General features: G+C 40.8%; 21 protein-coding genes. 15 read left to right on the top strand and 6 right to left on the bottom strand.

Translation table 11 applies throughout. The annotated features are described in order from the left end of the window. Window positions 1-85: 85 nt before the first annotated feature. Entirely contained in the window at window positions 86-721 is a 636-nt protein-coding gene (locus tag P3L56_RS07565; RefSeq protein ID WP_042847966.1) for a DUF1007 family protein, read from the top strand. Then, window positions 712-1,731 (top strand): nickel/cobalt transporter, encoded by a 1,020-nt coding sequence (locus tag P3L56_RS07560; RefSeq protein ID WP_210831732.1) that lies wholly within the window; start codon window positions 712-714, stop codon window positions 1,729-1,731. The genes P3L56_RS07565 and P3L56_RS07560 overlap by 10 nt, the downstream gene beginning before the upstream one ends. 155 nt (window positions 1,732-1,886) lie before the next feature. Here the strand turns inward: P3L56_RS07560 and ttrA are convergent, their stop codons facing one another. Genes ttrA through ttrB form a run of 3 tightly spaced genes read right to left on the bottom strand, consistent with a single transcriptional unit; the run spans window position 1,887 to window position 6,719 of the window. Continuing rightward, window positions 1,887-4,961: a tetrathionate reductase subunit TtrA gene (gene ttrA / locus P3L56_RS07555; protein ID WP_198861289.1), complete on the bottom strand. Its 3,075-nt coding sequence runs from the start codon at window positions 4,959-4,961 to the stop codon at window positions 1,887-1,889. Then, window positions 4,954-6,000 (bottom strand): tetrathionate reductase subunit TtrC, encoded by a 1,047-nt coding sequence (ttrC, locus tag P3L56_RS07550; RefSeq protein ID WP_131680688.1) that lies wholly within the window; start codon window positions 5,998-6,000, stop codon window positions 4,954-4,956. Before ttrC ends, ttrA begins: the two co-directional genes overlap by 8 nt. Continuing rightward, the gene (gene ttrB / locus P3L56_RS07545; RefSeq protein ID WP_042847974.1) at window positions 5,982-6,719 is read right to left on the bottom strand and encodes a tetrathionate reductase subunit TtrB; all 738 of its coding nucleotides are present in this window, start codon (window positions 6,717-6,719) and stop codon (window positions 5,982-5,984) included. The genes ttrC and ttrB overlap by 19 nt, the downstream gene beginning before the upstream one ends. Window positions 6,720-6,973: 254 nt before the next feature. On the opposite strand from ttrB, the gene ttrS reads away from it, so the two are divergent. From ttrS to P3L56_RS07490, 11 genes are all read left to right on the top strand, one after another. Then, the gene (gene ttrS, locus P3L56_RS07540) at window positions 6,974-8,731 is read left to right on the top strand and encodes a tetrathionate respiration histidine kinase TtrS (protein WP_071547921.1); all 1,758 of its coding nucleotides are present in this window, start codon (window positions 6,974-6,976) and stop codon (window positions 8,729-8,731) included. A gap of 126 nt (window positions 8,732-8,857) precedes the next feature. Beyond that, window positions 8,858-9,454 carry a tetrathionate respiration response regulator TtrR gene (gene ttrR / locus P3L56_RS07535; RefSeq protein WP_048606760.1) on the top strand — a complete coding sequence of 199 codons (597 nt, stop codon included), beginning with the start codon at window positions 8,858-8,860 and terminating at the stop codon, window positions 9,452-9,454. A gap of 65 nt (window positions 9,455-9,519) precedes the next feature. Further along, complete coding sequence (locus tag P3L56_RS07530; protein ID WP_042847977.1) at window positions 9,520-10,464, top strand: Kdo(2)-lipid IV(A) acyltransferase; 945 nt, start codon at window positions 9,520-9,522, stop codon at window positions 10,462-10,464. A 141-nt stretch (window positions 10,465-10,605) separates the two neighbouring features. After that, complete coding sequence (gene mdtG, locus P3L56_RS07525; RefSeq protein ID WP_042847978.1) at window positions 10,606-11,832, top strand: multidrug efflux MFS transporter MdtG; 1,227 nt, start codon at window positions 10,606-10,608, stop codon at window positions 11,830-11,832. Window positions 11,833-12,214: 382 nt separating this feature from the next. After that, entirely contained in the window at window positions 12,215-13,744 is a 1,530-nt protein-coding gene (locus P3L56_RS07520; protein ID WP_198861288.1) for a peptide MFS transporter, read from the top strand. 156 nt (window positions 13,745-13,900) lie between these two features. Continuing rightward, window positions 13,901-14,689, top strand: a complete 789-nt coding sequence (locus tag P3L56_RS07515; RefSeq protein ID WP_129466689.1) for a PhzF family phenazine biosynthesis protein — start codon at window positions 13,901-13,903, stop codon at window positions 14,687-14,689. 272 nt (window positions 14,690-14,961) lie between these two features. Beyond that, complete coding sequence (locus tag P3L56_RS07510) at window positions 14,962-16,380, top strand: NAD(P)/FAD-dependent oxidoreductase (RefSeq protein ID WP_042847981.1); 1,419 nt, start codon at window positions 14,962-14,964, stop codon at window positions 16,378-16,380. A gap of 106 nt (window positions 16,381-16,486) precedes the next feature. Further along, window positions 16,487-16,840 (top strand): hypothetical protein, encoded by a 354-nt coding sequence (locus P3L56_RS07505; RefSeq protein ID WP_042847982.1) that lies wholly within the window; start codon window positions 16,487-16,489, stop codon window positions 16,838-16,840. Window positions 16,841-17,042: 202 nt separating this feature from the next. Then, complete coding sequence (locus P3L56_RS07500) at window positions 17,043-17,450, top strand: acyl-CoA thioesterase (RefSeq protein ID WP_042847983.1); 408 nt, start codon at window positions 17,043-17,045, stop codon at window positions 17,448-17,450. Between the two features lie 588 nt (window positions 17,451-18,038). Next, window positions 18,039-18,608, top strand: a complete 570-nt coding sequence (locus P3L56_RS07495; RefSeq protein ID WP_042847984.1) for a tetratricopeptide repeat protein — start codon at window positions 18,039-18,041, stop codon at window positions 18,606-18,608. Between the two features lie 218 nt (window positions 18,609-18,826). Beyond that, window positions 18,827-19,264, top strand: coding sequence for a universal stress protein (locus P3L56_RS07490; protein ID WP_042847987.1), 438 nt, complete (start codon window positions 18,827-18,829; stop codon window positions 19,262-19,264). A 205-nt stretch (window positions 19,265-19,469) separates the two neighbouring features. On the opposite strand, the gene P3L56_RS07485 is transcribed toward P3L56_RS07490, so the two are convergent. Both P3L56_RS07485 and agp read right to left on the bottom strand, forming a co-directional pair. Next, a complete protein-coding gene (locus P3L56_RS07485; RefSeq protein WP_042847989.1) occupies window positions 19,470-19,937 on the bottom strand; it encodes a GNAT family N-acetyltransferase in 468 nt (155 codons plus the stop codon). A 130-nt stretch (window positions 19,938-20,067) separates the two neighbouring features. Then, complete coding sequence (gene agp, locus P3L56_RS07480) at window positions 20,068-21,321, bottom strand: bifunctional glucose-1-phosphatase/inositol phosphatase (RefSeq protein WP_042847990.1); 1,254 nt, start codon at window positions 21,319-21,321, stop codon at window positions 20,068-20,070. Between the two features lie 224 nt (window positions 21,322-21,545). On the opposite strand from agp, the gene P3L56_RS07475 reads away from it, so the two are divergent. Both P3L56_RS07475 and P3L56_RS07470 read left to right on the top strand, forming a co-directional pair. Then, window positions 21,546-21,992, top strand: coding sequence for a GNAT family N-acetyltransferase (locus tag P3L56_RS07475; protein ID WP_042847992.1), 447 nt, complete (start codon window positions 21,546-21,548; stop codon window positions 21,990-21,992). 2 nt (window positions 21,993-21,994) lie between these two features. Further along, window positions 21,995-22,540 (top strand): GNAT family N-acetyltransferase, encoded by a 546-nt coding sequence (locus P3L56_RS07470; protein WP_198861287.1) that lies wholly within the window; start codon window positions 21,995-21,997, stop codon window positions 22,538-22,540. Here the strand turns inward: P3L56_RS07470 and P3L56_RS07465 are convergent, their stop codons facing one another. After that, on the bottom strand, window positions 22,541-22,999 hold the full coding sequence (locus tag P3L56_RS07465) for a YbaK/EbsC family protein (RefSeq protein WP_042847995.1): 459 nt from the start codon (window positions 22,997-22,999) through the stop codon (window positions 22,541-22,543). Between the last annotated feature and the right edge of the window lie 137 nt (window positions 23,000-23,136).

Below are 23,136 nucleotides of genomic sequence, written 5' to 3'. Positions count from 1 at the left end.
TAAAACATCAACAGAAAGTTTTTAATGCCCGACCATTATTCGTTATGTTATAACATATTTATATTTGGCTAATTAGATTATCTTTATGAGACGTTTTTTTCCTTTATATCTATTAATACTGGCTATCTTTGCGCCACACGTTGCAGCGCATCCTCATAGTTTTATTGAGATGCAAATGTCCCTTGAAACCAAACAAAACAAATACTCAGGTATAAGCTATGTTTGGAAGATGGACCCGATGACATCGGCAGATATTGCCTATGAATTGAAAGGGGTTAAACCCGATGACCCACGCTGGAAACAACAAGAAGCCATTATTATGGCTAATATTTTAATGCAAAATTATTTCACTGATTTTTATTATCAAGACAAAAAGGTTAACTTTAAGCGTATCCCTGACAGCTACCATTTAGAAAAAGAGGGGTTTTCATTAGTATTTTTCTTTACAGCTTCATTTATGCAGCCACTACCTATTGCAGATTCACATATCAAAATACAAACTTATGACCCTAGCTTTTATGTCAGTATGACGTATCAAAATAAACAACAAATTACTCTGCCAATTGAATTAGCAGCCAATTGTGATATTGACTTACAAGAAGCCAATATCACTGATTCGATGCGGGCTTACGCATTTTCTTTAGATAAAAGTGATACCCCAGAAGAAGATTTAGCGCTTGGGAAACAGTTTGCACAGCGAGTTGATATTCGATGTCCTTAACCCCCTTATCCTCTGTATACAAAGCAACAAAAACTTTGCTAATCATTGTCTCGTTTAGTTTATTAGCTTTCGCCATTTGGCTAGCGTATCGCTATTGGGGAACATGGTTACAACTGAGTATTGGCTGGCAAAAACAGTTAAACCAAGGTTTATCGGATTTACTACAAGAAACCAGCTCACACCCACTGTATGCTGGAAGTTTGCTAATTGCCGTTAGCTTTTTATACGGTTTTTTACATGCTCTGGGACCTGGCCATGGAAAGCTCATTATCACAACCTATATAGCGACCCAAGGAACTCATTTAAAACAGAGTGTTATCATTAGTTTATTAGCATCGCTCTTACAAGGGGTCGTTGCTATTACGTTAGTTTCTGTCGTGTTAGTGTTATTTCAGCTATCCACCAAACATTTGAATCAGGTCAGCTTATATGCAGAACAATTAAGCTATTTATTTGTCATAATACTTGGCTGTTTTTTATGTATTACTGCTTTACGCCGTTACTGGCAAACACGCCTTTCTAGGGCATTATCACCACTAGTGATAAAAAACCTTAAGCCATTAACACAATCAACCAAGCGAATGATCCAGCCCAACACATTGACACCACACCCCGTTTGTCACTGTGGTCATCAGCACGTCATCCAATCTCACCAAATTCAATCTAGTTTTAAAAGTAAAGTGTTGATTATTCTATCAATGGGGGCACGCCCTTGCTCTGGTGCCATTCTCGTATTATTGTTTTCTTATGTGATTGAAGTATACGCATGGGGAGTTATCGCGGCGCTAGCAATGGCGGTTGGTACAGCATTAACCATTTGTTTAATTGCTATCTTTGTTCATTTTATGCGTGATAAGGCTATTCGTTTATCGCGGTTAACAGGAAAACAACTGTCCCCATATTGGGGAATAGCAGTAAAAATTTTTGCCGGTGTTTTCTTTATACTGATGGGGGCTTTGATGCTACAAAGTGTCGGGCTGGAGCAATCTATTTCGCCACTTCTGCGTTAACCCAATAAAAAAGGGAGGGCTCCCCCTCCCAGGCATTTGCCGAAGTTACAGTGTGGTAATCTCACTGTGTTATGCGCAATGTCAACTGCTTAAAACAGATTGCTAATGATGAGACTATGCAGCCCCTCACACACTAGCAACCCTTACTACTTCTTTTAACCAATGAGCTCAATTCGAGCAGGTAAACCTTGACGTACAGAAGCACCCGATACCCAATCTAACCATGTATTGGCGACTTCCCTTGTTGGGTCTGCAAAACCTAAATCGTTTAGATTGATCCCTGAACCATTTGCAGCATTCATTGGCATCGGTTGGTCATCTAAATAATGCTGTTTCGCGCCCATTTCGGTATGACCATAGCCATGTTCAATTGCAAGTACTCCCGGCATCACGCCATCAAGCACACTCACTTGAGCCTCTGCTTGGCCACCCGGTGTGGTAATACGAATCCAATCTCCGTGTTTAACCCCCACTTTTGCGGCATCATCAGGGTGAATAGCAACAAGATTCGTAGGTTTAACATGACGTAAGCGTTCAATTACTGTTGTCGAACTACTCATCACATGGGATTTGAATGACATTAGTTTCAATGGCCATTCTTTTTCTGGGAACACCACATTCACATCGTCACCATTTGCCATACGCGGTGGGTAATATGTAGGGCAACCACTGTAACGTTCACCGGTGATCGCGTGGCGATTAACGGCCACAGTTGGGTTCCAAATTTGTAAGCCTTTTTTCCATTGCGGACCAGTTGCATCGCCATCCCATGCTTTTTCATATGGTGCGAAACGGCCACCTCGCGTAAAGATATAAGCAACACGGCGAACTTCTTCAGGTTTTAGCGTATTGGTGATCGCAGGTAAAATACGTTCTACCCCACTAATTTGGATATCTTCCGAAGCGGCTTCTGGTACTGGTTTTTCACCTAGCCACGCCATATTCGCAGCAACACGTAAATAATAATCTTCCGCTGTATTTAGTGAATGCAGGTTGCCATCCATATCTTCAATCACGTTGTCGCCAAAACCAGGTAACCCCAATTCTTTGGCAACTGCAATACAGAAGCTTTCCATCGATACGGGCTGACCATCTGCCGTTTTGGCGGTGCGTGACTCAACAATCGGCCAACGCGCTGTACTCGCTTTAACTTGAACCCCTGACCAAGGAGCGCTAAAACCCCAACTTTCAAAATTATGGGTATCCGGTACGATATAATCTGCCAGCGCAGTGGTTTCATTCATAAAGGCATCAATACCGATAATCAACGGAAGGTGTTTTGGATCTTTCAGTTTTTCTTCCATCACTTGGCGGATACCCGCGATTCCATACACCGGGTTGGTCATATTGGTGATCCAAGCTTTTAATGCATAAGGATAACCCATTAATGCTGATGCCAGTTGCTCAGTGAGTTGCCCTTTAGCAAACGGATACCAAGGTGCTTTTGCAGGATACGGATTTTCCCCTGCCGCAAGGCGCGCTTTGAACTCATCTGATTTTTCATACACTTCATTACTACGCGATAAAACAACGCCTTTTGGTTTTACTTTGCCTTTGTAGCTGGCAATTTTGTAACGTGGACCATCCATTTCACCGTTGAATTTACCGCCCCCAACGGACACGCCACCTTTCAAGTTCAAGTTACCAATCAATGCGTTAAGCATAACGACTGACCATGCAGTGTAAAAGCCATTACCGCCCATCATGCCGCCATGAGAAATAACGGCAGCTTTTCTATCATATGACGTTAATGCTCTACCTAATGATTCAATGGTTTTCACTGGAACATGGCAGCGATCGCTATATTCTTGGAGTGTCATACGATTGGCCGCTTCTTTTAAGCATTGGAAGCTCGATTTTACGGTAACTTCACTGCCATCATGCAATGTCACTTGGCGAGTGACAAACAACTCTGCGGCTGGGACTTCACTGGCAAGTTTCAACTCACCAGACGTATCTTGGACGACATAAGCTTTTTCATCTTCGCCTTCGCCAGTAAGATAAGATGAAATTAATAATTTGCCTGCTAATGGGTGAGCATCATCAGTAATGACTAAATGCGTTGAGTTTGTCCAACTTTTCTCCCCCATCGCTTCCATTGATTTCTCACTAGGCACGCTAAGGTACTTGGCATTATAACGCTCATTTTCAATGATCCAGCGGATCATTCCCATGACTAACGCTGCATCAGTTCCGGGTTGTACTGGCACCCAGTGACCATGGTCATTAGCCAATGTGGTTGTCAGTGGTAGCGCAGGAGAAACCACCACATAGTTAAACGAGTCACGCAGACGTGCTGTCGCTAACTGGCGACCTTGGCGTTTAAATGGGTTACCTGACTGAGCAGGTGAGGTTCCAAGGAATAATGCAAAACGAACGTTATCCCAATCTGGTTTTACGTGCGCATTTTTGTTTAAGTCATCCATTAAAGCACCCGAACCGGCGCGATAAGCAAGACCGCAATAGGAACCGTGGGCACCGAAATTTTTACTGCCAAACGCGTTTTGAGCAAAGCGACGAATAAACCCATCACGCCCGTCATCCCCTGCGTTAGTTACCAGCAACTGGTTCGCTTTGGGGCCCAATTTTGGCTGTGCTGGGTCAAGTGGCGTTTCAAGGTCACGAATAGCTCTTAAACCATCAACATGGCCTTCACCAAATAAATCACCGCCTTCAACAACTTCTTTAATTAATTGCTCAAAACTGATGCGTTGCCACTTGCCCTCTCCACGTTTACCAACACGTTTCATTGGTTCTAAAATACGCAGTGGGCTAGTTAAACCTTCCATTAAGGTTGCCCCACGCGCACAAGCGGTTGACCGATGTTCTAGCCCTGATTCCCCGCTCATTTTATTAAATGCAGTTTTCAGCGGCATTCCATAAGGAAAATGCTCTTCGTGTGATAATGGGTGATAAGGGTTACCTGCGATACGTAATACTTCATTTTTAGCGGTATCGACACGGGCACGAATACCACATTGTGTCCAACAACCAAAGCATTGGGTCATTGCGACTACTTGTTCCGGGTTTTCTTGCCAGCCTTTAGTCGCCTGACCTTCTGGTCGCAAAGAGTTGCCATTAATGCGGTCAAGAGTGACTTTACCAGAAGTGCCGTTAACTAGCCCATCGACTGCGCGTTTGGCCACATCTCGGTAGCTTGCACCAAATAATGCGATACCACCAACTACCAAACCACCTTTAAGCCATTGACGTCTTGAGAATTTAGCCATGTTGCACTCTCCCCGCAAACCAGCGAACACCTTCACGAACAATAATTGTTAACGCAATCCATAAACCAAATGTTCCTACGATAGCCAATAGTCCATCGGTTCCCAGTGGGAAATGATATGGGTTAGCGATAATGTTATATTTTGGTACAGCTTGAACTTCCATTAGGAAAATCCAACGTAATGTCCAAGCAAAAGCCATCGATACTAATGCTAAAACGGTAATGTAAGGGACAGAGCGAACGGCTTTTACATTACTCGCAGACATTCCGAAAGCCACTAACCACAGTGCACATACCCCCATTAGCATCCACCAACCTGGGCTCGCCATGTCTATTTGTTGGCGTACAGCAATACCCGATGTGGTATCCCCTGAAAGCCATAGCGCAAAACAGACAGCAAATAGTAACAACGTAATCACTTGGAAGCGTGCTAAACGGTTTTGATATTGGGGCTCACGACGAGCACCGAGTCCAATCAATGCAGGCAGAACCTGTAATGCACTCAAGAACATAAGTACTGGCATCCACCAGCTGTTCCAGATTGGGCGAGCCGTTAATACAGATGCCTCACGACCGGTATAAAGTAGCAGGCCAATTGCCGATAATGCGGCAAGCAATGCCACCCAGCGCGTCGCTTTAAAGTGTTTTTTCCAAATCATTTTGACGATTAAAGCAACAAAGTATAAGCCGATAAATGTGGTAAATAAGGGTAATAATACAGAGCCCCACCACATCCAAGACCATAACGTTGGGTGTGCATAAAAATGCCACACTCTTGCGGTTTGGTGTAAATCTGCCGTTAGTGCAAGCGGTGCAGTGATCCCCATTGTGATAGCAATAAATACGGAAATCATTTCTAAGCGGCTGTTTTCACTTTTGTTTTGCCAATGTAAATAACAGGCATACAGCACCGCGCAAGAGGCGATTCCAATAAAGAAAAAGTATTGTACCGCCCAAGGAAGCCAAAAAAATTCTTGTGGCTGAGCCATCATTTCAGAAATATAAGTCACTTGGCCATTCATCAGAATACCTCCTGCCATAACGCGGGCTGCCCTTTACCTTGCAGCGGCTGAACAAACGCATCATCTAAACCGAGATAGAATACTTGCGGTAAGGTGCCACTTTCTGGCTTGAGTACTTTAATTTCTGCTTCATGCTCAGTCAGCATTTTACGAATAGTACTGTTAGGGTCTTTTAAATCACCGATAATGCGAGCCCCACCTACACAAGATTCAACACAAGCAGGTAATAAACCAACTTCTAAACGATGAGCGCAAAACGTACATTTATCTGCAGTTTGGGTTGAATGGTTGATAAAACGCGCATCATATGGGCAGGCTTGTACACAGTAAGCACACCCTACGCAACGTTCATTATCAACGACTACTATGCCGTCTTCCCGTTGGAAAGTTGCTTGAACAGGGCATACGGGTACGCAAGGAGGATTATCGCAGTGGTTACATAAGCGAGGTAGAAGTACATTGGTAAACCCTTCTTCGCCCTTAACCGCAACTTGATATTGGTTAACTGTGGTTCTAAATTGCCCTTGAGGGGTTTGGTTTTCAACAGAGCAGCTGACTGTGCAAGATTGGCAACCAATACAACGACGTAAATCAATCAACATTCCATATCGTTTTTCTGGATTGCCTTCTCTACGCGTAGGAGAAAAATTTAGGCCAGCTTCTGCAATGGGAATTAATGATGCTCCCGCAGTCACAGCCCCAATTTGTTGTAGAAATTTTCGTTTACTCAGATCCATAATAGGCTCCAGTACTGACATTGCTAATGCGAAAATAAAAGTTATTAATCAATATGTTATTTGTATTGCATGTGTTATTGACAATGAATACAGTCTCGTTAAGATAACCACTGAAATTGTTATTTCTCTTTAAAACTACTGTATTATCTTGATAAAACTTGTAATGCCATTGTAAGAAGAGAGGCACCACCGCCCTATTGTGGTTTACCACATACCCGTAGCTAAATTGATCTAACGCAACGAATAAGCCAAATATGTTAAAAAAAACATCTATACCGTTGTATCACATACTATTAATTACGCTGCTTATGTGGTCCTTACCGGCCATTTCTGCACAATGGACTATCGGGGTACTGGCTTTGCGTGGGCCCAGTACCACACAATCCCATTGGCAACCATTAATTGACACACTCAATGATTCTATTCAGGGGGAACGGTTTACTTTATTGCCGTTAAACCTTGATGAAATGAAAGAAGCTATTTCTAACCGCAAAATTGATTTTTTACTGACCAACCCCGCGCAGTTTATTCAATTAGATAATCGCTATCACTTGCGCTGGCTATTATCATTACGTTCTGATGTCGAACCAAATAGCACCACCCGTAATGTGATTGGCAGTTTGATACTGGTACGAAAAGAAAGTGATATTTCTGACGTAAAGCATTTGATTGGTAAAAAAGTCGGTGCCATTTCACCTGATGCCTTTGGTGGTTACTTATTAGGCTATAAGGTATTAAGAGATATGGGGTATGACGCGGCTAAAGACTTTCAAATGCAGTTTTTAGGGTTCCCTGCGGATGCCCTATTATATGCACTACGGGATGACTCATTGTCTGCTGCCATTGTCCCTGTCTGTTTATTAGAAAATATGCACAGTGAAGGGCTAATAGATAAAACCCAGTTTCGTCCGTTAATTCAGCATCCAAGTTCATTATCTTGTTTAACTAGTACCGAGCTATACCCAAACTGGTCTTTCGCCGCATTAAGCGATGTTCCAGACAATTTGGTCGATAAAGTCACTAAAACGTTACTTTCAACGGATAATACCACTATGCGTTGGGGGGCTCCTGCCTCCGTCACTCAAGTCGAAACTTTGCTCCGCGATGTGAATCAACATCCACAACAGCGGCAAATATGGCAAGATATCGTCAGTTGGACCATTCAAAACCAAATTACTATTAGCCTTGTTGCGTTGTTCTTTGTTTTACTAGGCGTAAATCACATTTGGATTGCCTTCTTAGTTAGGCGCCGAAGCCGGCAACTCGAAGTGGCGCACAACCGCTTACGAGAACAAGAAGCCAATTTACAAAAAGCTCAGCGATTAAATATTTTAGGCGAAATGGCATCGGGCTTTGCCCATGAACTGAACCAACCTTTATCTGCCATTCGTCATTATGCGCAAGGGTGTATCTTACGCCTTAGCAAGGAGTCAAATAACCACCCACTCATTAGTGCGTTAACTAAAATCGATGACCAAGCGCAACGTGGTGCAGACATTATTCGCAACTTACGTCTTTGGGCAGGGAAACCGGGTCAAGACCCAGCGGTAACATTAAACCAGCAATCAGTGAGGCAAGCCATTAATCATATCTGGCAACTTTTACGTGTAGATCAGCACTATCCAGATGCAAAATTACTATTACCAGAGACACCTGATGTCACCCTGACTTTGCCCGATACACTGCTTGAACAACTCCTTTCTAATTTAGTGAGCAACAGTTTACAAGCCGGAGCCACAACCCTGAGCTTTGGTTTTCACTTTGCACAAGACCGCTTTCTTCTGGTTTTACAAGATAACGCAGGAGGAATGCCGACCGAACAACTAGAACAAGGGATCATCCCATTTCATACCACTAAAAAAGAAGGTTTGGGGCTAGGGTTGGTGATCTGCCAGCGTTTGATCCAAAGCCAAGGCGGCGATATTCGCATTGAAAATAATATCACTGATGAAGGGTTAAATGGCCTACGAGTGACCTTAATTTTCAACTACTATAATAATTCAATAAATTAAGCATGTTTTGCCACACAATTGATAACATTAACTTTAAGTCTATGTGACAATAGCTTTATTAAGACAATCAACGCTCATCAGCTAATACTTTATTTTGTCCCCCTCTAAACTACGAGGTATAAATTGATGCCAGTTATTCATCTAGTGGATGATGACACCGATGTGACCGATGCTTGCCAATTTTTACTAGAAACCCTTGGCTATAGTGTCACCGTGTGGAATGACAGCGAAACATTTATTCAGAATGCAGCCCTTCATCAAGAAGGAGTGGTTTTGTTGGATATGCGTATGCCTAAACTGGATGGTCGGCAAGTTCATCGGTATCTTAGGGAGCAACAAAGCACGCTAGCGGTCATATTTCTGTCGGGTCATGGCGATATTCCAATGGCAGTGGAACAAGTTAAATTAGGGGCTGTCGATTTCCTGCAAAAACCGATAGATAGCCAACTACTGGCGAAAACCCTTGACCAAGCGCGGGCGCAAACAACAAAGGCAACTGAACGTTATTTATTAAAACAACGTTATGAGACGCTCACTCCCCGCGAGAAAGACATTTGCCACTACGTTTTGCAAGGTTTGATTAACCGTGAAATTGCCGAGGCAGCCTGCGTTTCTGTACGAACCGTTGAGGTTCATCGTTCGCGAGTAATGGAAAAAATGGCGGTACGTAACTTAGCTGAGTTAATGAGTACCATGCAGGCGGTTAACGCTTTAAACGAATAATTTGATATAATTTAACCTAGTCTTTTTATTCATTAACCATGACTAACTAAAATATTCGGATACTCATGATATTAGCCCCAAAATTTCAAAAACGTTTTCTTCACCCTCGTTACTGGTTAACATGGGTGGGTATTGGCATCTTATATCTGCTTGTTTTATTGCCTTATCCCGTTATTTATTGGCTGGGAACTCGTTTAGGTCTACTGTCGATGCGCTTTTTAAAGAAACGGGTTCAAGTTGCTGATCGCAATCTTGAGCTATGCTTTCCAGATATGAGCTTAAAAGAAAGGCAGCTCTGTATCGACAAAAATTTTGAATCAGTCGGTATGGGGCTTTTTGAAACCGGTATGGCATGGTTTTGGCCTGATTGGCGAGTCCAGCGTTGGGTTAAAGTTATTGGGGCTGAAAATGCAGCCGCAGCACGAGAAACAGGCCGAGGGATTATCGCCCTTGGTGTGCACTTCCTAACTCTTGAGATTGGTGCCCGGGCTTTTGGAATGTTAAACCCAGGGATCGGTGTGTATCGGGCTAATGACAATGATTTACTCGATTGGCTGCAAACTCGTGGCCGCTTGCGTTCTAACAAATACATGCTTGACCGCAAAGATATGAAAGGAATGGTGCGTGACTTAAAAAATGGGGAAATTCTCTGGTATGCCCCTGATCACGATTATGGCCCACGTAACAGTACTTTTGCACCATTATTTGCCGTAAAAAATGCCGCGACCACCAATGGTTCACAAATTATTTTGCGTCTTGCATCACCTTTAGTGGTGCCTTTTACGCCAAAGCGTTTACCGAATGCAAAAGGCTACGAATTAATCATCCAGCCAGCTATAGATAACTTCCCTATTGAAGATAACCTTGCGACGGCAACAAAAATGAATCAAATCATTGAAAAAGAAATCCTTAGAGCGCCTGAGCAATATATGTGGCTACACCGCCGTTTCAAGACGCGTCCCGAAGGAGAATCTTCTTTGTATGGGGATTTAGATAAAATACACCATTAACTTTTAGCTGTAGTTCATTACCTTAATTCATTCTTTCTCCTGAATAATTTGACCTACAGCTAGGTGACACTTTGAAGCCCCTTTAAAATTTCGTCGTATAAGGGGCAACTAAGTGAAGCCAGCAATACTGAAGGACAATGTATGACAGGAAAAACAGGCTATTGGAAACGAAATCTCTACGTTGTGTGGTTCGGGTGTTTTTTAACCGGTGCCGCCTTTAGCTTGATTATGCCTTTTCTCCCCCTTTACATCGAGCAACTCGGTGTCAAAGACCATGCTTCGTTGAACTTATGGACCGGCGCAGTTTTCAGTATTACCTTCTTATTTTCAGCCATTGCGGCACCATTTTGGGGGCGCTTGTCCGACCGTAAAGGGCGTAAATTAATGTTATTACGTTCTGCCTTAGGTATGGCTATCGTGATGGTATTAATTGGCTTTGCGCAAAATATCTGGCAACTACTGGCTTTAAGGGCATTACTGGGCCTGCTAGGTGGGTTTGTCCCCAATGCCAACGCACTGATCGCCACTCAAGTCCCAGTGAAAAAAAGTGGTTGGGCAATGGGGGTTCTCGCGACAGGTGCGGTCAGTGGGGCTCTGATTGGCCCACTGATTGGTGGCTTACTTGCTGACCAATATGGCCTACGCCCAGTATTTTTTATCACCGCCACCGTCTTATTCATTTGCTTTTTTGTCACTCTTTTCTATGTACGGGAACGTTTCACCCCTGTTTCACGTAAAGACGCACTGTCAGGTAAACAAGTTTTTGCTTCATTACGTAATAAAAACCTAGTGATTAGCTTGTTTTTCACCACCATGATTATCCAAGCCGCTATGGGGTCAATAAACCCTGTTATCACCCTCTATGTCCGTGACCTATCCCATTCTTTAGAAAACCTCGCGTTTGTCAGTGGGGTTATTGCCTCTATACCTGGCGTAGCAGCTTTAATTAGCGCTCCGATGCTAGGTAAGCTTAGTGACCGAATAGGCCCTGAAAAAGTTTTACTTGCGGCACTAGGTACCTCTATCTTCATTCTATTTCCTATGGGCCTTGTTGGGAGTTATTGGGAATTAGGCTTTCTGCGATTTATGCTCGGAGCCTTAAATGCGGCGCTCTTACCCGCAGTGCAAACCTTGATTATTTATAACATTTCTCACCAAGTTACCGGGCGAATTTTCAGCTATAACCAAGCACTGCGCGATGTCGGCAATGTGACAGGGCCTTTAATGGGGTCATTTGTTGCAGCAAGTTATGGTTTTAGGGCGGTATTTTTCTTCACATCCGCTTTGGTTCTCGTCAACTTAATCTATTCATGGTTAGTCATCAGGCGCCAGTCCGATGACTTACGCGCATCACCTTCAGACCCATAACTAATAAGCTATTTATTGCACAAAAACCCGATGATTTCTAAGCTTTACTGACTTACCGAGTGAAAATCTAACCAGAAATAATATAACCAATTGTTTTTAAACAACTTAATCGATTCAAAAATCTTTCTTTTATTGTCAACAAAAATCCTGTATCTTCCCCTACCTTATCGTGAAAAATGAGAGTTATATCGAATTTTCACCTTAAAATATGGCCTTTTACTATAAATTCATTCTGTATATAGGCGATTCTATAATAATGTATGTTAAAAATATGTTTCCGAACTGAAAGTTAACATATCAATAATAATTGACACTCAAGCGCTCGGCTTGGTGTTTTAAATCATGCACAACCTCTCAAGAGATAATTTATGGGAGTTCACAGATGAATAATTCTGCGACTAAAACAAAAACTTTTTTTGGGCATCCATACCCATTGAGTTCGCTTTTCCTCACAGAAATGTGGGAACGTTTTTCTTTTTATGGTGTTCGTCCGTTACTTATCCTGTTTATGAGTGCGGCATTATTACAAGGCGGAATGGAATTACCCATTGAACAAGCTTCCGCTATCGTCGGGATTTTTGCTGGCGGTGTATACATCACGTCATTACCCGGTGGCTGGTTAGCTGATAACTGGCTAGGGCAACGTCGTGCGGTATGGTATGGCTCATTAATTATTGCATTTGGGCACTTATCCATCGCAATGTCCGCCTTTTTAACCAATACTTTCTTTTTCGTAGGCTTATTACTGATTGTCTTGGGAACCGGGTTATTTAAAACCTGCATTACCGTTATGGTCGGTACCTTATATAAGAAAGAAGATACACGCCGTGATGGCGGTTTCTCTCTATTTTATATGGGGATTAACATGGGTTCATTCATAGCCCCATTAATCATAGGCCCATTACATGAAAAGTATGGCTGGCACATAGGTTTTGGCCTTGGTGGCGTAGGTATGTTAATTGCTTTGCTTATCTTCCGCTTCTACGCTATTCCACAAATGCGCCGTTATGATAAAGAAGTCGGCCTCGATTCCACATGGAACCGCCCTACTGTTCAACGCAAAAATGTCGGTAAGTGGGTTACATTATCGATGGTGCTGTTGGCTATTCTTGTCGTATTAATCAACAACGGAACGATCCCATTTAATGCTTCAATGATAGCCAAAAGCTCGGCTTATGTAATTTCCGCTTGTGTGGGTCTCTATTTCTTATTTATGTTTTTCTTTGGGGGCTTAAACAGCAGCGAACGTTCTCGCCTAATTGCCTGTTTAATTTTACTGGTCGCAGCGGCCTTCTTCTGGTCAGCATTTGAGCAAAAACCAACCTCTTTTAATATTTTTGCTCGTGACTATACTGACCGCCAAATGGGCAGTTTCGAAATCCCTACTATTTGGTTCCAATCAATTAACGCGTTATTTATCATTCTGTTAGCACCGGTATTTAGTTGGTTTTGGCCTTCGTTAGCTAAACGCAACATGAACCCAAGCAGCATGACTAAATTTGTGATTGGTATTTTATTTGCTGCTGCTGGCTTTGCTATCATGATGGTAGCCGCAAACCAAGTTCTCGCCACTCAAAGCGGTGTATCCCCATTTTGGTTAGTAGCGAGCATTTTACTGCTTACATTGGGTGAATTATGCTTAAGCCCTATTGGGCTTGCGACAATGACACTATTAGCGCCACAAAAAATGCGTGGGCAAGTCATGGGCTTATGGTTCTGTGCTAGTGCATTAGGTAACCTTGCTGCTGGTATCATGGGCGGTAATATCCGCAAAGACCAATTAGATTCTATGCCTGAGTTATTCTCTCATGTTTCTATTGCGCTGGTGATCTGTGCCATTGTTTTAGCTGCACTGATTATCCCTGTCAGAAAAATGTTGAAAAATGCCGATAAAAACGAAGCTAATGCTTAATCACAAGTATTAATCACCAAATCCCGTTAGCTAACAGAGCTAACGGGTTTCTCACGTTATAATACCATTCACCATAATTAGCTTATTATTTTTTAATAAAATAGACGCTATACTGCCTTTCTTTCATCCTCTTTTCGCCCATTAGGGAAGCCTAAAATGAGCCTTTCATTGCCAATTTATTATGTTGATGCCTTTACTGATACGCTTTTTCACGGTAACCCCGCCGCTATTGTTTTACTTGATGACTGGTTACCGGATGAAAAGTTAATTGCAATTGCAGCCGAAATTAATTTATCAGAAACCGCTTTTTTAGTCGGGCACCATATCCGCTGGTTTACACCAAAAGTTGAAGTTAAATTATGTGGTCATGCAACATTGGCCGCCGCTTTTGTACTTAACGAGGTATTAAAACAAAATAATAACCCTCTCACATTGACGTCTCTTTCAGGGGAATTAACTATCACACCAAGCTCTCGAGGATTTACCCTCGATTTCCCAGCCCTAAGTTCTATACAAAGTGAACCTACGCAATATCCACAATTAGAGGAGATCCTTGGTGTGGAACTTCAAGAGCTTTGGATAGCAAAAGACCGTTACTTATGTTTCCTTGAAAACGAGGAACAAGTCCAATCCTGCCAACCTAATTTGTTCAAATTATCGCAGCTTCCACTACCTGGATTAGTTATTACAGCTAAAAGTGCTGAACAGGGTTATGACTTCGTTTCTCGTTATTTTGCTCCTGCAAAAGGGGTCAATGAGGACCCAGTAACGGGTACCTCACATTGTGCAATAGCACCATTGTGGGCTAATCGGTTAAATAAATTGCAGTTAGTTGGTAAACAACTTTCAGCGCGAGGTGGTGTTATGCTTTGTGAACTCACGGCTAATCGCGTGAGATTAACAGGTAAAGCCACTTTATTCCTAACAGGAAAAATCCATATTTAACCTATAAATCAACAAATTAAAAATCATTTTATTTTTCCTTTTATCCAGTCAACTCGCCGATAACATCCTCAATGGATGTACAAAGTATCGGCTCCCCACCTCCTTGCAATAAACAATTAAATATTTTTTAACATTTAATTAATAGTTTTAATTATTCATTAAATTAGTTTACACTTATAATTATTATTAAAAATATAATTACAATTATAAGTATTACTAATTGAAGCATTGATTAATTGTTAAAACTCATTCAATACAAGGAACTCAATAAGATGGCTATTACTAGAAGAAAATTTCTTATCGGTGGTGCAGTTGTTACCGTTGCTGCTGGTGCTGGAATTTTAACTCCAATGTTAACTCGTGAGGGTAGGTTTGTTCCCGGTAAACCAAGATATGGTTTTGTAGAAGGAACAGAAGGCGCGTTACCGCAGCAGGCTGACGTAGTTGTTATTGGTGCTGGAATTCTAGGAATTATGACCGCCATAAACCTTGTTGAGCGCGGTTTAAATGTTGTGGTAGTTGAAAAAGGGAATATCGCTGGGGAGCAGTCTTCACGCTTCTACGGCCAAGTGATTACCTATAAAATGCCTGATGAAACATTCTTACTCCATCACATTGCTAAACAACGTTGGAGAGAAATGAATGCTAAAGTCGGCGCAGATACCAGCTATCGCACACAAGGTCGCGTTGAAGTTCCCCTCGATGAAGAAGACTTAGTTAACGTCAGAGAGTGGATCGACAGTAGAAATAAAAACGTTGGTTCAGATATTCCTTTCAAAACACGTATCATTGAAGGCGCTGAGTTAAATCAACGTTTGAAAGGCGCACAATCAGACTGGAAAATAGCTGGCTTTGAAGAAGACTCTGGTAGCCTAGATGCAGAAATAGCCGCTTTTGTTATGGCTGATTATGCGAAAAAGATTGGGGTTAAAATTTACACCAACTGTGCAGCGCGTGGCTTAGAAACACAAGCTGGGGTCATTTCTGATGTTGTGACTGAAAAAGGGGCAATCAAAACTTCCCGTGTTGTTGTTGCTGGCGGAGTTTGGTCTAGACTATTTATGCAAAATCTAGGTGTTGATGTCCCAACCCTACCTGCATATCAATCACAGCAGTTGATCTCTGGCTCCGCAACAGCTCCTGGTGGTAACGTCGCTTTACCGGGTAATATTTTCTTCCGTGAACAAGCCGATGGCACCTACGCAACGTCACCTCGAGTGATCGTTGCCCCTGTTGTTAAAGATTCTTTCGTGTACGGTTATAAATATATCCCTCTGTTATCTATGCCTGATTTCCCTGTTCATATTTCCTTGAATGAACAATTGATTAATTCATTCACAGAGCCAACAAGCTGGAGATTGGATGAAGTTTCACCATTCGAAAAACACAGAAATATGACTGCATTACCAGACTTACCAGAATTAAATGCTTCATTTGAGAAACTAAAAACTGAATTCCCAGCCTTTAAAGATTCTAAACTTATTGACCAATGGAGTGGTGCAATGGCTATCGCGCCGGATGAGCACCCTATCATTTCTCAAGTCAAAGAGTACCCAGGTCTGGTAATTAATACGGCAACAGGCTGGGGTATGACAGAAAGCCCAGTTTCGTCAGAAATCACAGCCGACCTGTTACTCGGCAAAGAACCTATGTTAGATGTTAAGCCATTTAGCCTGTACAGATTTAGCTAATATTTAATTATCCCCCAAGAAAACCCTTATATTTTTTAAGGGTTTTCTTGTTGCCTATTCTAATTCTATTCACTAACATTCTAGACTTAATTCAAATGGAGTGATTATGAATAAGTTAATATTAGGGATAGCTATTGCACTGGTCAGTACTGTCGCATTTAGTGAAAAAAATTATACGGTTGAACAGCTAGAAAGTCTGATTGCTGCAAATAATAAACCGTCTATATTGGTACCTTCTTTAGATGGTTCAATCGCAAAAGATGACTTTCCTACCTGCAAATCAGGGCTGATAGAGTGGCTCGACGGTGTAAAAACATACCCAGTTACCATCGAAAAAGATATTGATGGCGAATTTTCAGCCACCATTTGGTCTGAATCGAAAGCTTTTCTTGTTTCCTGTGTCAAAAGCGGGGATAAAGCAAAGGCTATTCGTATGAGTGCCGAATATTCAGATAATTAGAGGTTACCCACCTCACAATAATCTTAAAGACATATTAATAAAATAATAGGTCTTTAAGATTTCCTTATTATTTTTCTCATTAACAAAAAAACCGTCACTGGAACGATTCACCTCACATTTACAGATGAATTTATTTGTAATGAGTATTACACTTACCTTTTAACATTATTTATACACTAAGTAACAACTGTAAGGCTGAACCATGAGTTCCATTGCTGATGATGTCATCGCACAAAAAATTGAACAATCAATTTCCCGCGTCTCTAAAGTCGTGTTCCCAACCACCACTAACCACCATAGTACTTTGTTTGGCGGTACTGCACTCGCTTGGATGGATGAAGTTTCCTTTATTACTGCTACGCGTTTTAGTCGTAAACGCCTTGTCACCGTTTCAACAGAAAAAATCAACTTTACCCATCCAATTCCTTCGGGAACCATTGTAGAACTCGTTGGCAAAGTCATTCGAGTTGGTAGAACCAGTCTAACAGTCAATGTCTCTATCTTTTTAGAAGATATGTATTCTGAAGGTCGTGAAGAAGTGATCCATGGCCAGTTTAATTTCGTCGCTATTGATGACAACGGTAAGCCTACCCCACTATTTGGGGAATAACCTTTTAACCTCGTGAAGAAAGGCTTGTTTTTCTTTCGCTAAAAGGCGTAGATGTACCTACTTTTATTTACGCCTTTTTAATACCGCATATGTCACTCATTATGTGTTAATTACTTTCGAATACTTTTAATTATTGTCAGTGTCTATTTTTAAGTTAAAAATAACAGCTTTCTGGCATAATAATCTAAATATGTTTAATAAACTTAACCTCTTTCCCCACTTCTAATATATACAATATATTACTAGCATCTAAGTCAAAACATACTTATTAAGACAATTTAATTACTATTAGTATCTTGTTACAATAAACACATCACGTTACTAAAAGACCTTGTTTTTATACTCCAATAAGTTGTAATTACCATTAGATATTGATATTTTTTAGTTATAGTCGTAGAGTATCCAGAGATATTCATTACCTAAAAAATGCGTATATCCATTGAGTTTAACTTTATTGTATTATTGGTAGTAGCCTAGGTTTTTCTTTAAAAAGATGTTTCGCATTGTTAACTTTCAGCAATAAAAGATACAGATTACCATCGCTTTTTGATAATAAAAATGAACATTACACATATAAGATATAAAATTATGCTTAGAATTCTCTCACTTATTCTTTTATTTACCTTCTCCATAAACCATAGCGTCGCTGCGGTCCCTAAAGAGACAATTAAAAGAATTGAGCAAGAAGCTCAAAAAGGCGATATTAAAGCACAAGTTATGCTTGGCATCGGCTATTACCTTGGTAATGAACTCAAACAAGATTATGGAAAAGCCAAAAAATGGCTAACTATGGCATCAAATAAAGGTAACTCTGACGCACAACTATTTTTGGGCGATATGTATTTAAATGGAAACGGCGTTGAGGAAAACCTTGAAACAGCGATGGATTTATTTGAAAAATCAGCTAATAAAGGTAACGTTGAAGCTCAAAATTATATGGGGCAATTTTACTACCAAGGTATTGGTGTAAAGCAAAACTATATTACCGCCTTTGAATGGTTTAAAAAATCGGCTGATAAAAAGTTCCCACCTGCCCAATACCAAATTGGTAAAATGCTAAACAATGGTGAAGGCACTGAGATAGATGAAAAAGCCGCCGCGGATTATCTAGCACAAGCTTGTAAAGCAGGGTTGAAAGAAGCCTGTAACAAGAAATAATTTATACTGTTCACGAACTCCCTCTGGCTTGGCAAACTCAATACTCAAAATGAGGGTGCCGAGCCTTTTCCTTTTTCTTTTCCCCATAAAAAATGTATTGCGACTACTTGCTCACAACCTTTAACTTTAAAATTCGTTATTATTAATTTATGGATAATCAATATCAAAATATATGATAATGTTCTAAACTTATAATATAAAAGAAAAAAGGAGAATATATGTACAATACAATTTTAGTTCCGATCGATGTAACCGAAGACGCACTCACCAACCTATTAGTACCCCATGTTAATTCGCTACAGAAATTAAATAATGCGACGGTACACTTTCTTGCTGTAACTGCACCAATCTCTAACTATTTACGTTATGGTGGCACCATTTTACCAGGTGATTTTCCAGATGATGCAAAACAAGCTGAGCTTATCCTTGCTGAATTGAAAGAAAAAATTAAATTGTTCTCGGTTCCTGCAGATAAAGTGCATGCAAAAGCGACTATTGGCTCTGTTAAAGATGAAATTATTGCCGTTGCTGAAGATATCAACGCTGATATTATTTTACTCGGTTCACGTCGTCCGAGCATGTCAACCTACTTATTAGGCTCTAATGCCGCATCTGTAGTGCGTTATGCTAAGACAAGCGTATTAGTCGTCCGATAATAAAGACTAATAATATATATATAGCTAGGTCAGCTCATTTTACAAATGAAAAGTTTAGCTTTAATGATTGTTACAAAAAACAATAAAGGCATACACTTTATCAGACTATTTAAGACCTATTTAGGGTACATTAAAGGCTCATAAACATTTTCGTGATTTTTTTCACTCCCTGCTTTTATAGCAGGGATTTTTTTATGTCATTTACTTAGCTTTTATTTAAGCGAAAACGCTTGAAGGGTACCCCATCAAAATCTACGAGTGCCTCTTCAACAAAACCATAGCGCAAAATTGCTGATAATTTCAAGCGAGTTAAAGGTAAGTGGATCGTTACAGAGTCAACATTAAGTGACGTAAATGCTTTATTTATCATGCGCTCCACCAAGCATTTCCCTGCTCCCCAGAAATCAGGATGTAACACTAAAGCCAAATCCGCATCACCGGCTTCATTTTGTAAACCACCCCACCCTGCAAATTGCTCATCAATCATGATTGCCCACACACCATAGCCATGTTGACCCCAATGTTGCTCTTTGCCAGCAACCCAATCGCGACAAAATGCCTCATCAAATTGGTTATTACCCAGTGGCATATGTTTTAAAACTAATGGATGGGTATTCAATGCAATGATATCTGCGGTGCAGATTTGACTTAACTTACGAAACTCTATCAACATAGTTACCTAGTTATTACTCATATTATACAGTCAGCGAAAAATTGATTAGCGGTTTTGAACATAATTTAAATATCATATTAAAACAATAGCCCACTCAATAGAATGGGCTATTAGCATAGCAATTAACCCATTATTGCTCTAGTGCCATTGCCATGACTTTTTGGAAGTCTTCCCATGAGCAATATCCATTTTTATCAATAGGGCAACCTTTTAGCTCCAACGTGACATGTTGTGGTGGTGTTTGCAGAGACAAGTAAGCATTATCTCTCAGTTGGTCAGCCGTTTGATAAACATATTCTACTTTCATAAAATCTTTATTAGCCTGTTTATCAGTCCAACGCTGAAAGACTAATTTCCCACCAATCGGCGTATGTTCATACTGCTGAGGTAATTGATAAGGTTTAAAATCCATCGCTGACATCAACGACGCAATATTTGAATCGTGTCCGACTAAGAAAATAAATTTTGCAGTTTCGCCCTTATCAACTGACACAAAACCTTTATCAATGTAATTTAATATTGGGTGTGCAACATTCTTAGCAATCAATTTTGGTGTAAACAGCGTCTCTTGATAAGCATTTTTTAATGTGTTTAATTTTTGCCATTTTTCTGGCGAATTGACCATGCCCCAAGCGACTTCATCAGCAGGGAAACCTTCATAATATTGCAGGTCGATAGCATCTACAGCTGAATTGGCCATTTTTAATGGACCGCTAACCCCTGGCTCTTTATTTTCTTCAATAATAAAACTATTTTTCTGGCTATTTAAATTACATAATTTATCCGTTTTACATTTCTGGGAATCTTTAATGTTCAAAACGGTATCAAGCTCTTCATAGCCGGCTTTCAGCGATAAACCATTCAAATAATCATCCATTGCTGAGAGTGCTTTTTGTTTGAACTCTGGGCTTCCGTTGGTAATAATAGGGTTAAATACGGGGTCCATTTTACCAATTTCAGGTTGGTGGTGGATATTCACTTTACAACCGGGGAAAGCACCCGCAGCGAAAAATTGGGCTGTCGCTATGGTTCTTTGTAGGCTGTTAGTATAAAGGTAAATATCCTCACTGCTGGTTGGGCATAGCTCATCCGCTAATAATTTGTTTTGGTCTATCCATTCCCGAAAATAATGCCCCATATACACTTCTAAAGCCCCACCTTTGGTGGTGAGATAACCGCTATGTGCATCCCAAGCAGGCCATTTTTTATCGGTAATCTCAGTAAGAACGCCTGTGTTAACAATCGGTGTTCGTAAGTTATGGCGACTAAGCACTAAAACTTGGTCTAAAACCATATCAGTTTGGTTGTCTGTATTGGCTAGCGCTGGCGCGATAGGTGTGAATAATGCGGCAGATAAACAGAATGTTAGCAATTTATATTTCATTAAATATACCCCTAAGATCCAATCAAAAAAATGAAAAAGTACCCTATAAAAAAGTCAGACGCCCAGACTTCACGCCCAATATTACGACTCATCTAATAATGAATTAGTTAGCTTTTTTTTCTGCGATAAATATCTCAAAAACAACCTTAACCAAAATTAAAAAGGTCATTGACATACCATATTGGATAATTAAGATCACCCCATAAATATAAGGAGTAAATATAATGATAGTCCAAACCGCCACACGTGCACACGATAATGAAATTATTCGTGTTTGGGAGTCATCTGTTAGAGCCACACATCACTTTTTACCCGAAGAAAAAATTGCTGAATTAAAAGTGGCAATTAAAGACATTTACTTACCTAATTTAGCTGTATTTGTCACATTTGATGACCTAGGCAATATGATTGGTTTTCTGGGCTGTGATGAGCATCGTCTCGAAATGCTGTTTATTTCGCCAGAAAACAGAGGCCAAGGTACGGGGAAAAAGCTACTGCAATATGCAATTGACACTCTGGGTATTACAGAGCTAGACGTTAACGAACAAAACCCTCAAGCCATTGGTTTTTATCAGCATATGGGTTTTACACAATATGCTCGTTCTGAATTAGATGGAGAAGGAAACCCATATCCTATTCTACATATGCGCCTTAACCCTGTGGCACAATAACCATGAAAATTATTGAGTTAGAAACCCCTCGCTTACTCCTAAGAATGTGGCAAGAAAAAGATAAACTGCCATTTACACTGATGAACAGCCACCCAGAGGTGATGCGTTATCTCCCTTCAGTGCTAAGCGAGCAGCAAAGTACCGAAATGCTGGCCACAATCATCGATAAGTTTTCCCAACAAGGCGGCTGGGGGTTATGGGCTGTTGAATTGAAGTCTACCAATGAATTCATTGGGTTTATTGGTTTAAACACCCCGGCTAAAACATTGCCTTTTTCTCCCTGCATTGAGATAGGCTGGCGTTTATTACCTGAATTCTGGCATCAAGGCTTGGCAACTGAAGGGGCAAAAGCGGTGATCCAATTAGCTTTCGAACAATTACAGATTGCCGAGCTAGTTGCATTTACTGCGGTACCTAATACACCATCAGAATTGGTAATGAAAAGACTAGGCATGATAAAACAACCAAATAATTTTTATCACCCAGCCTTACCTGATGGCCATTGGCTACAAGAACATGTACTTTACCGCATAACAGCTCACGATTGATTACTGGCAAATATCAACCCATGATGCTTTGACAAGTTCTAACAGACGAGTTGGTGAAATACGTATAGCACTATTCACTGACCCTGCAGCGGGTAGCACTTCGCTATATTGTTGTAGTGAAATATCACAGTAAATAACTAGGTCTCGGGGCAAGCCAAACGGGCAAACACCGCCAACCGGATGGCTTGTGGAGTCTACAACCTCATCCGCTCGTAACATTCTCGCTTTTGCCCCCAATACTTGTTTTACTTTTTGGTTATCAAGCCGCGCTTCCCCTGCACACACGACTAAAACGACCTCATTTTTAAGTTTAAGTGACAGTGTTTTTGCGATTTGGTTTGCTTCAACATTATGTACTATTGCCGCTTGTTGCACTGTTGCTGTTGGGGTGTCAGTTTCTATAATGTCAATATCGGGGGCATGTTGCGCTAAAAATGCCCTAACAGATTGTATACTCATATATTTTCTCGTTATCATTGGTGGCAAGTCACTTTGTCATATGACGATTTTTACCTTACTAAAATTTCGCCATCTTGCAACCTAATGGTTTTACATGAATTTAATTTTAACTATAAATAACATGGTAAAACCAATAA

The organism is Providencia sp. PROV024 (assembly GCF_032709665.1).
GTDB lineage: Bacteria > Pseudomonadota > Gammaproteobacteria > Enterobacterales > Enterobacteriaceae > Providencia > Providencia huashanensis.
This window is presented reverse-complemented; position numbering and strand designations above follow the sequence as displayed.

Excerpts from the sequence above, each read along its gene's own strand:
- P3L56_RS07530 (WP_042847977.1), top strand. The coding sequence starts at position 9,520 with ATGATATTAGCCCCAAAATTTCAAAAACGTTTTCTTCACCCTCGTTAC.
- ttrC (WP_131680688.1), bottom strand. The coding sequence starts at position 6,000 with ATGGCAGGAGGTATTCTGATGAATGGCCAAGTGACTTATATTTCTGAA.
- ttrB (WP_042847974.1), bottom strand. The coding sequence starts at position 6,719 with ATGGATCTGAGTAAACGAAAATTTCTACAACAAATTGGGGCTGTGACT.
- P3L56_RS07505 (WP_042847982.1), top strand. The coding sequence starts at position 16,487 with ATGAATAAGTTAATATTAGGGATAGCTATTGCACTGGTCAGTACTGTC.
- P3L56_RS07495 (WP_042847984.1), top strand. The coding sequence starts at position 18,039 with ATGCTTAGAATTCTCTCACTTATTCTTTTATTTACCTTCTCCATAAAC.
- P3L56_RS07500 (WP_042847983.1), top strand. The coding sequence starts at position 17,043 with ATGAGTTCCATTGCTGATGATGTCATCGCACAAAAAATTGAACAATCA.
- P3L56_RS07475 (WP_042847992.1), top strand. The coding sequence starts at position 21,546 with ATGATAGTCCAAACCGCCACACGTGCACACGATAATGAAATTATTCGT.
- P3L56_RS07485 (WP_042847989.1), bottom strand. The coding sequence starts at position 19,937 with ATGTTGATAGAGTTTCGTAAGTTAAGTCAAATCTGCACCGCAGATATC.
- P3L56_RS07510 (WP_042847981.1), top strand. The coding sequence starts at position 14,962 with ATGGCTATTACTAGAAGAAAATTTCTTATCGGTGGTGCAGTTGTTACC.
- P3L56_RS07465 (WP_042847995.1), bottom strand. The coding sequence starts at position 22,999 with ATGAGTATACAATCTGTTAGGGCATTTTTAGCGCAACATGCCCCCGAT.
- P3L56_RS07470 (WP_198861287.1), top strand. The coding sequence starts at position 21,995 with ATGAAAATTATTGAGTTAGAAACCCCTCGCTTACTCCTAAGAATGTGG.
- P3L56_RS07490 (WP_042847987.1), top strand. The coding sequence starts at position 18,827 with ATGTACAATACAATTTTAGTTCCGATCGATGTAACCGAAGACGCACTC.
- agp (WP_042847990.1), bottom strand. The coding sequence starts at position 21,321 with ATGAAATATAAATTGCTAACATTCTGTTTATCTGCCGCATTATTCACA.
- mdtG (WP_042847978.1), top strand. The coding sequence starts at position 10,606 with ATGACAGGAAAAACAGGCTATTGGAAACGAAATCTCTACGTTGTGTGG.
- P3L56_RS07560 (WP_210831732.1), top strand. The coding sequence starts at position 712 with ATGTCCTTAACCCCCTTATCCTCTGTATACAAAGCAACAAAAACTTTG.
- ttrA (WP_198861289.1), bottom strand. The coding sequence starts at position 4,961 with ATGGCTAAATTCTCAAGACGTCAATGGCTTAAAGGTGGTTTGGTAGTT.
- ttrS (WP_071547921.1), top strand. The coding sequence starts at position 6,974 with ATGTTAAAAAAAACATCTATACCGTTGTATCACATACTATTAATTACG.
- P3L56_RS07515 (WP_129466689.1), top strand. The coding sequence starts at position 13,901 with ATGAGCCTTTCATTGCCAATTTATTATGTTGATGCCTTTACTGATACG.
- P3L56_RS07520 (WP_198861288.1), top strand. The coding sequence starts at position 12,215 with ATGAATAATTCTGCGACTAAAACAAAAACTTTTTTTGGGCATCCATAC.
- ttrR (WP_048606760.1), top strand. The coding sequence starts at position 8,858 with ATGCCAGTTATTCATCTAGTGGATGATGACACCGATGTGACCGATGCT.
- P3L56_RS07565 (WP_042847966.1), top strand. The coding sequence starts at position 86 with ATGAGACGTTTTTTTCCTTTATATCTATTAATACTGGCTATCTTTGCG.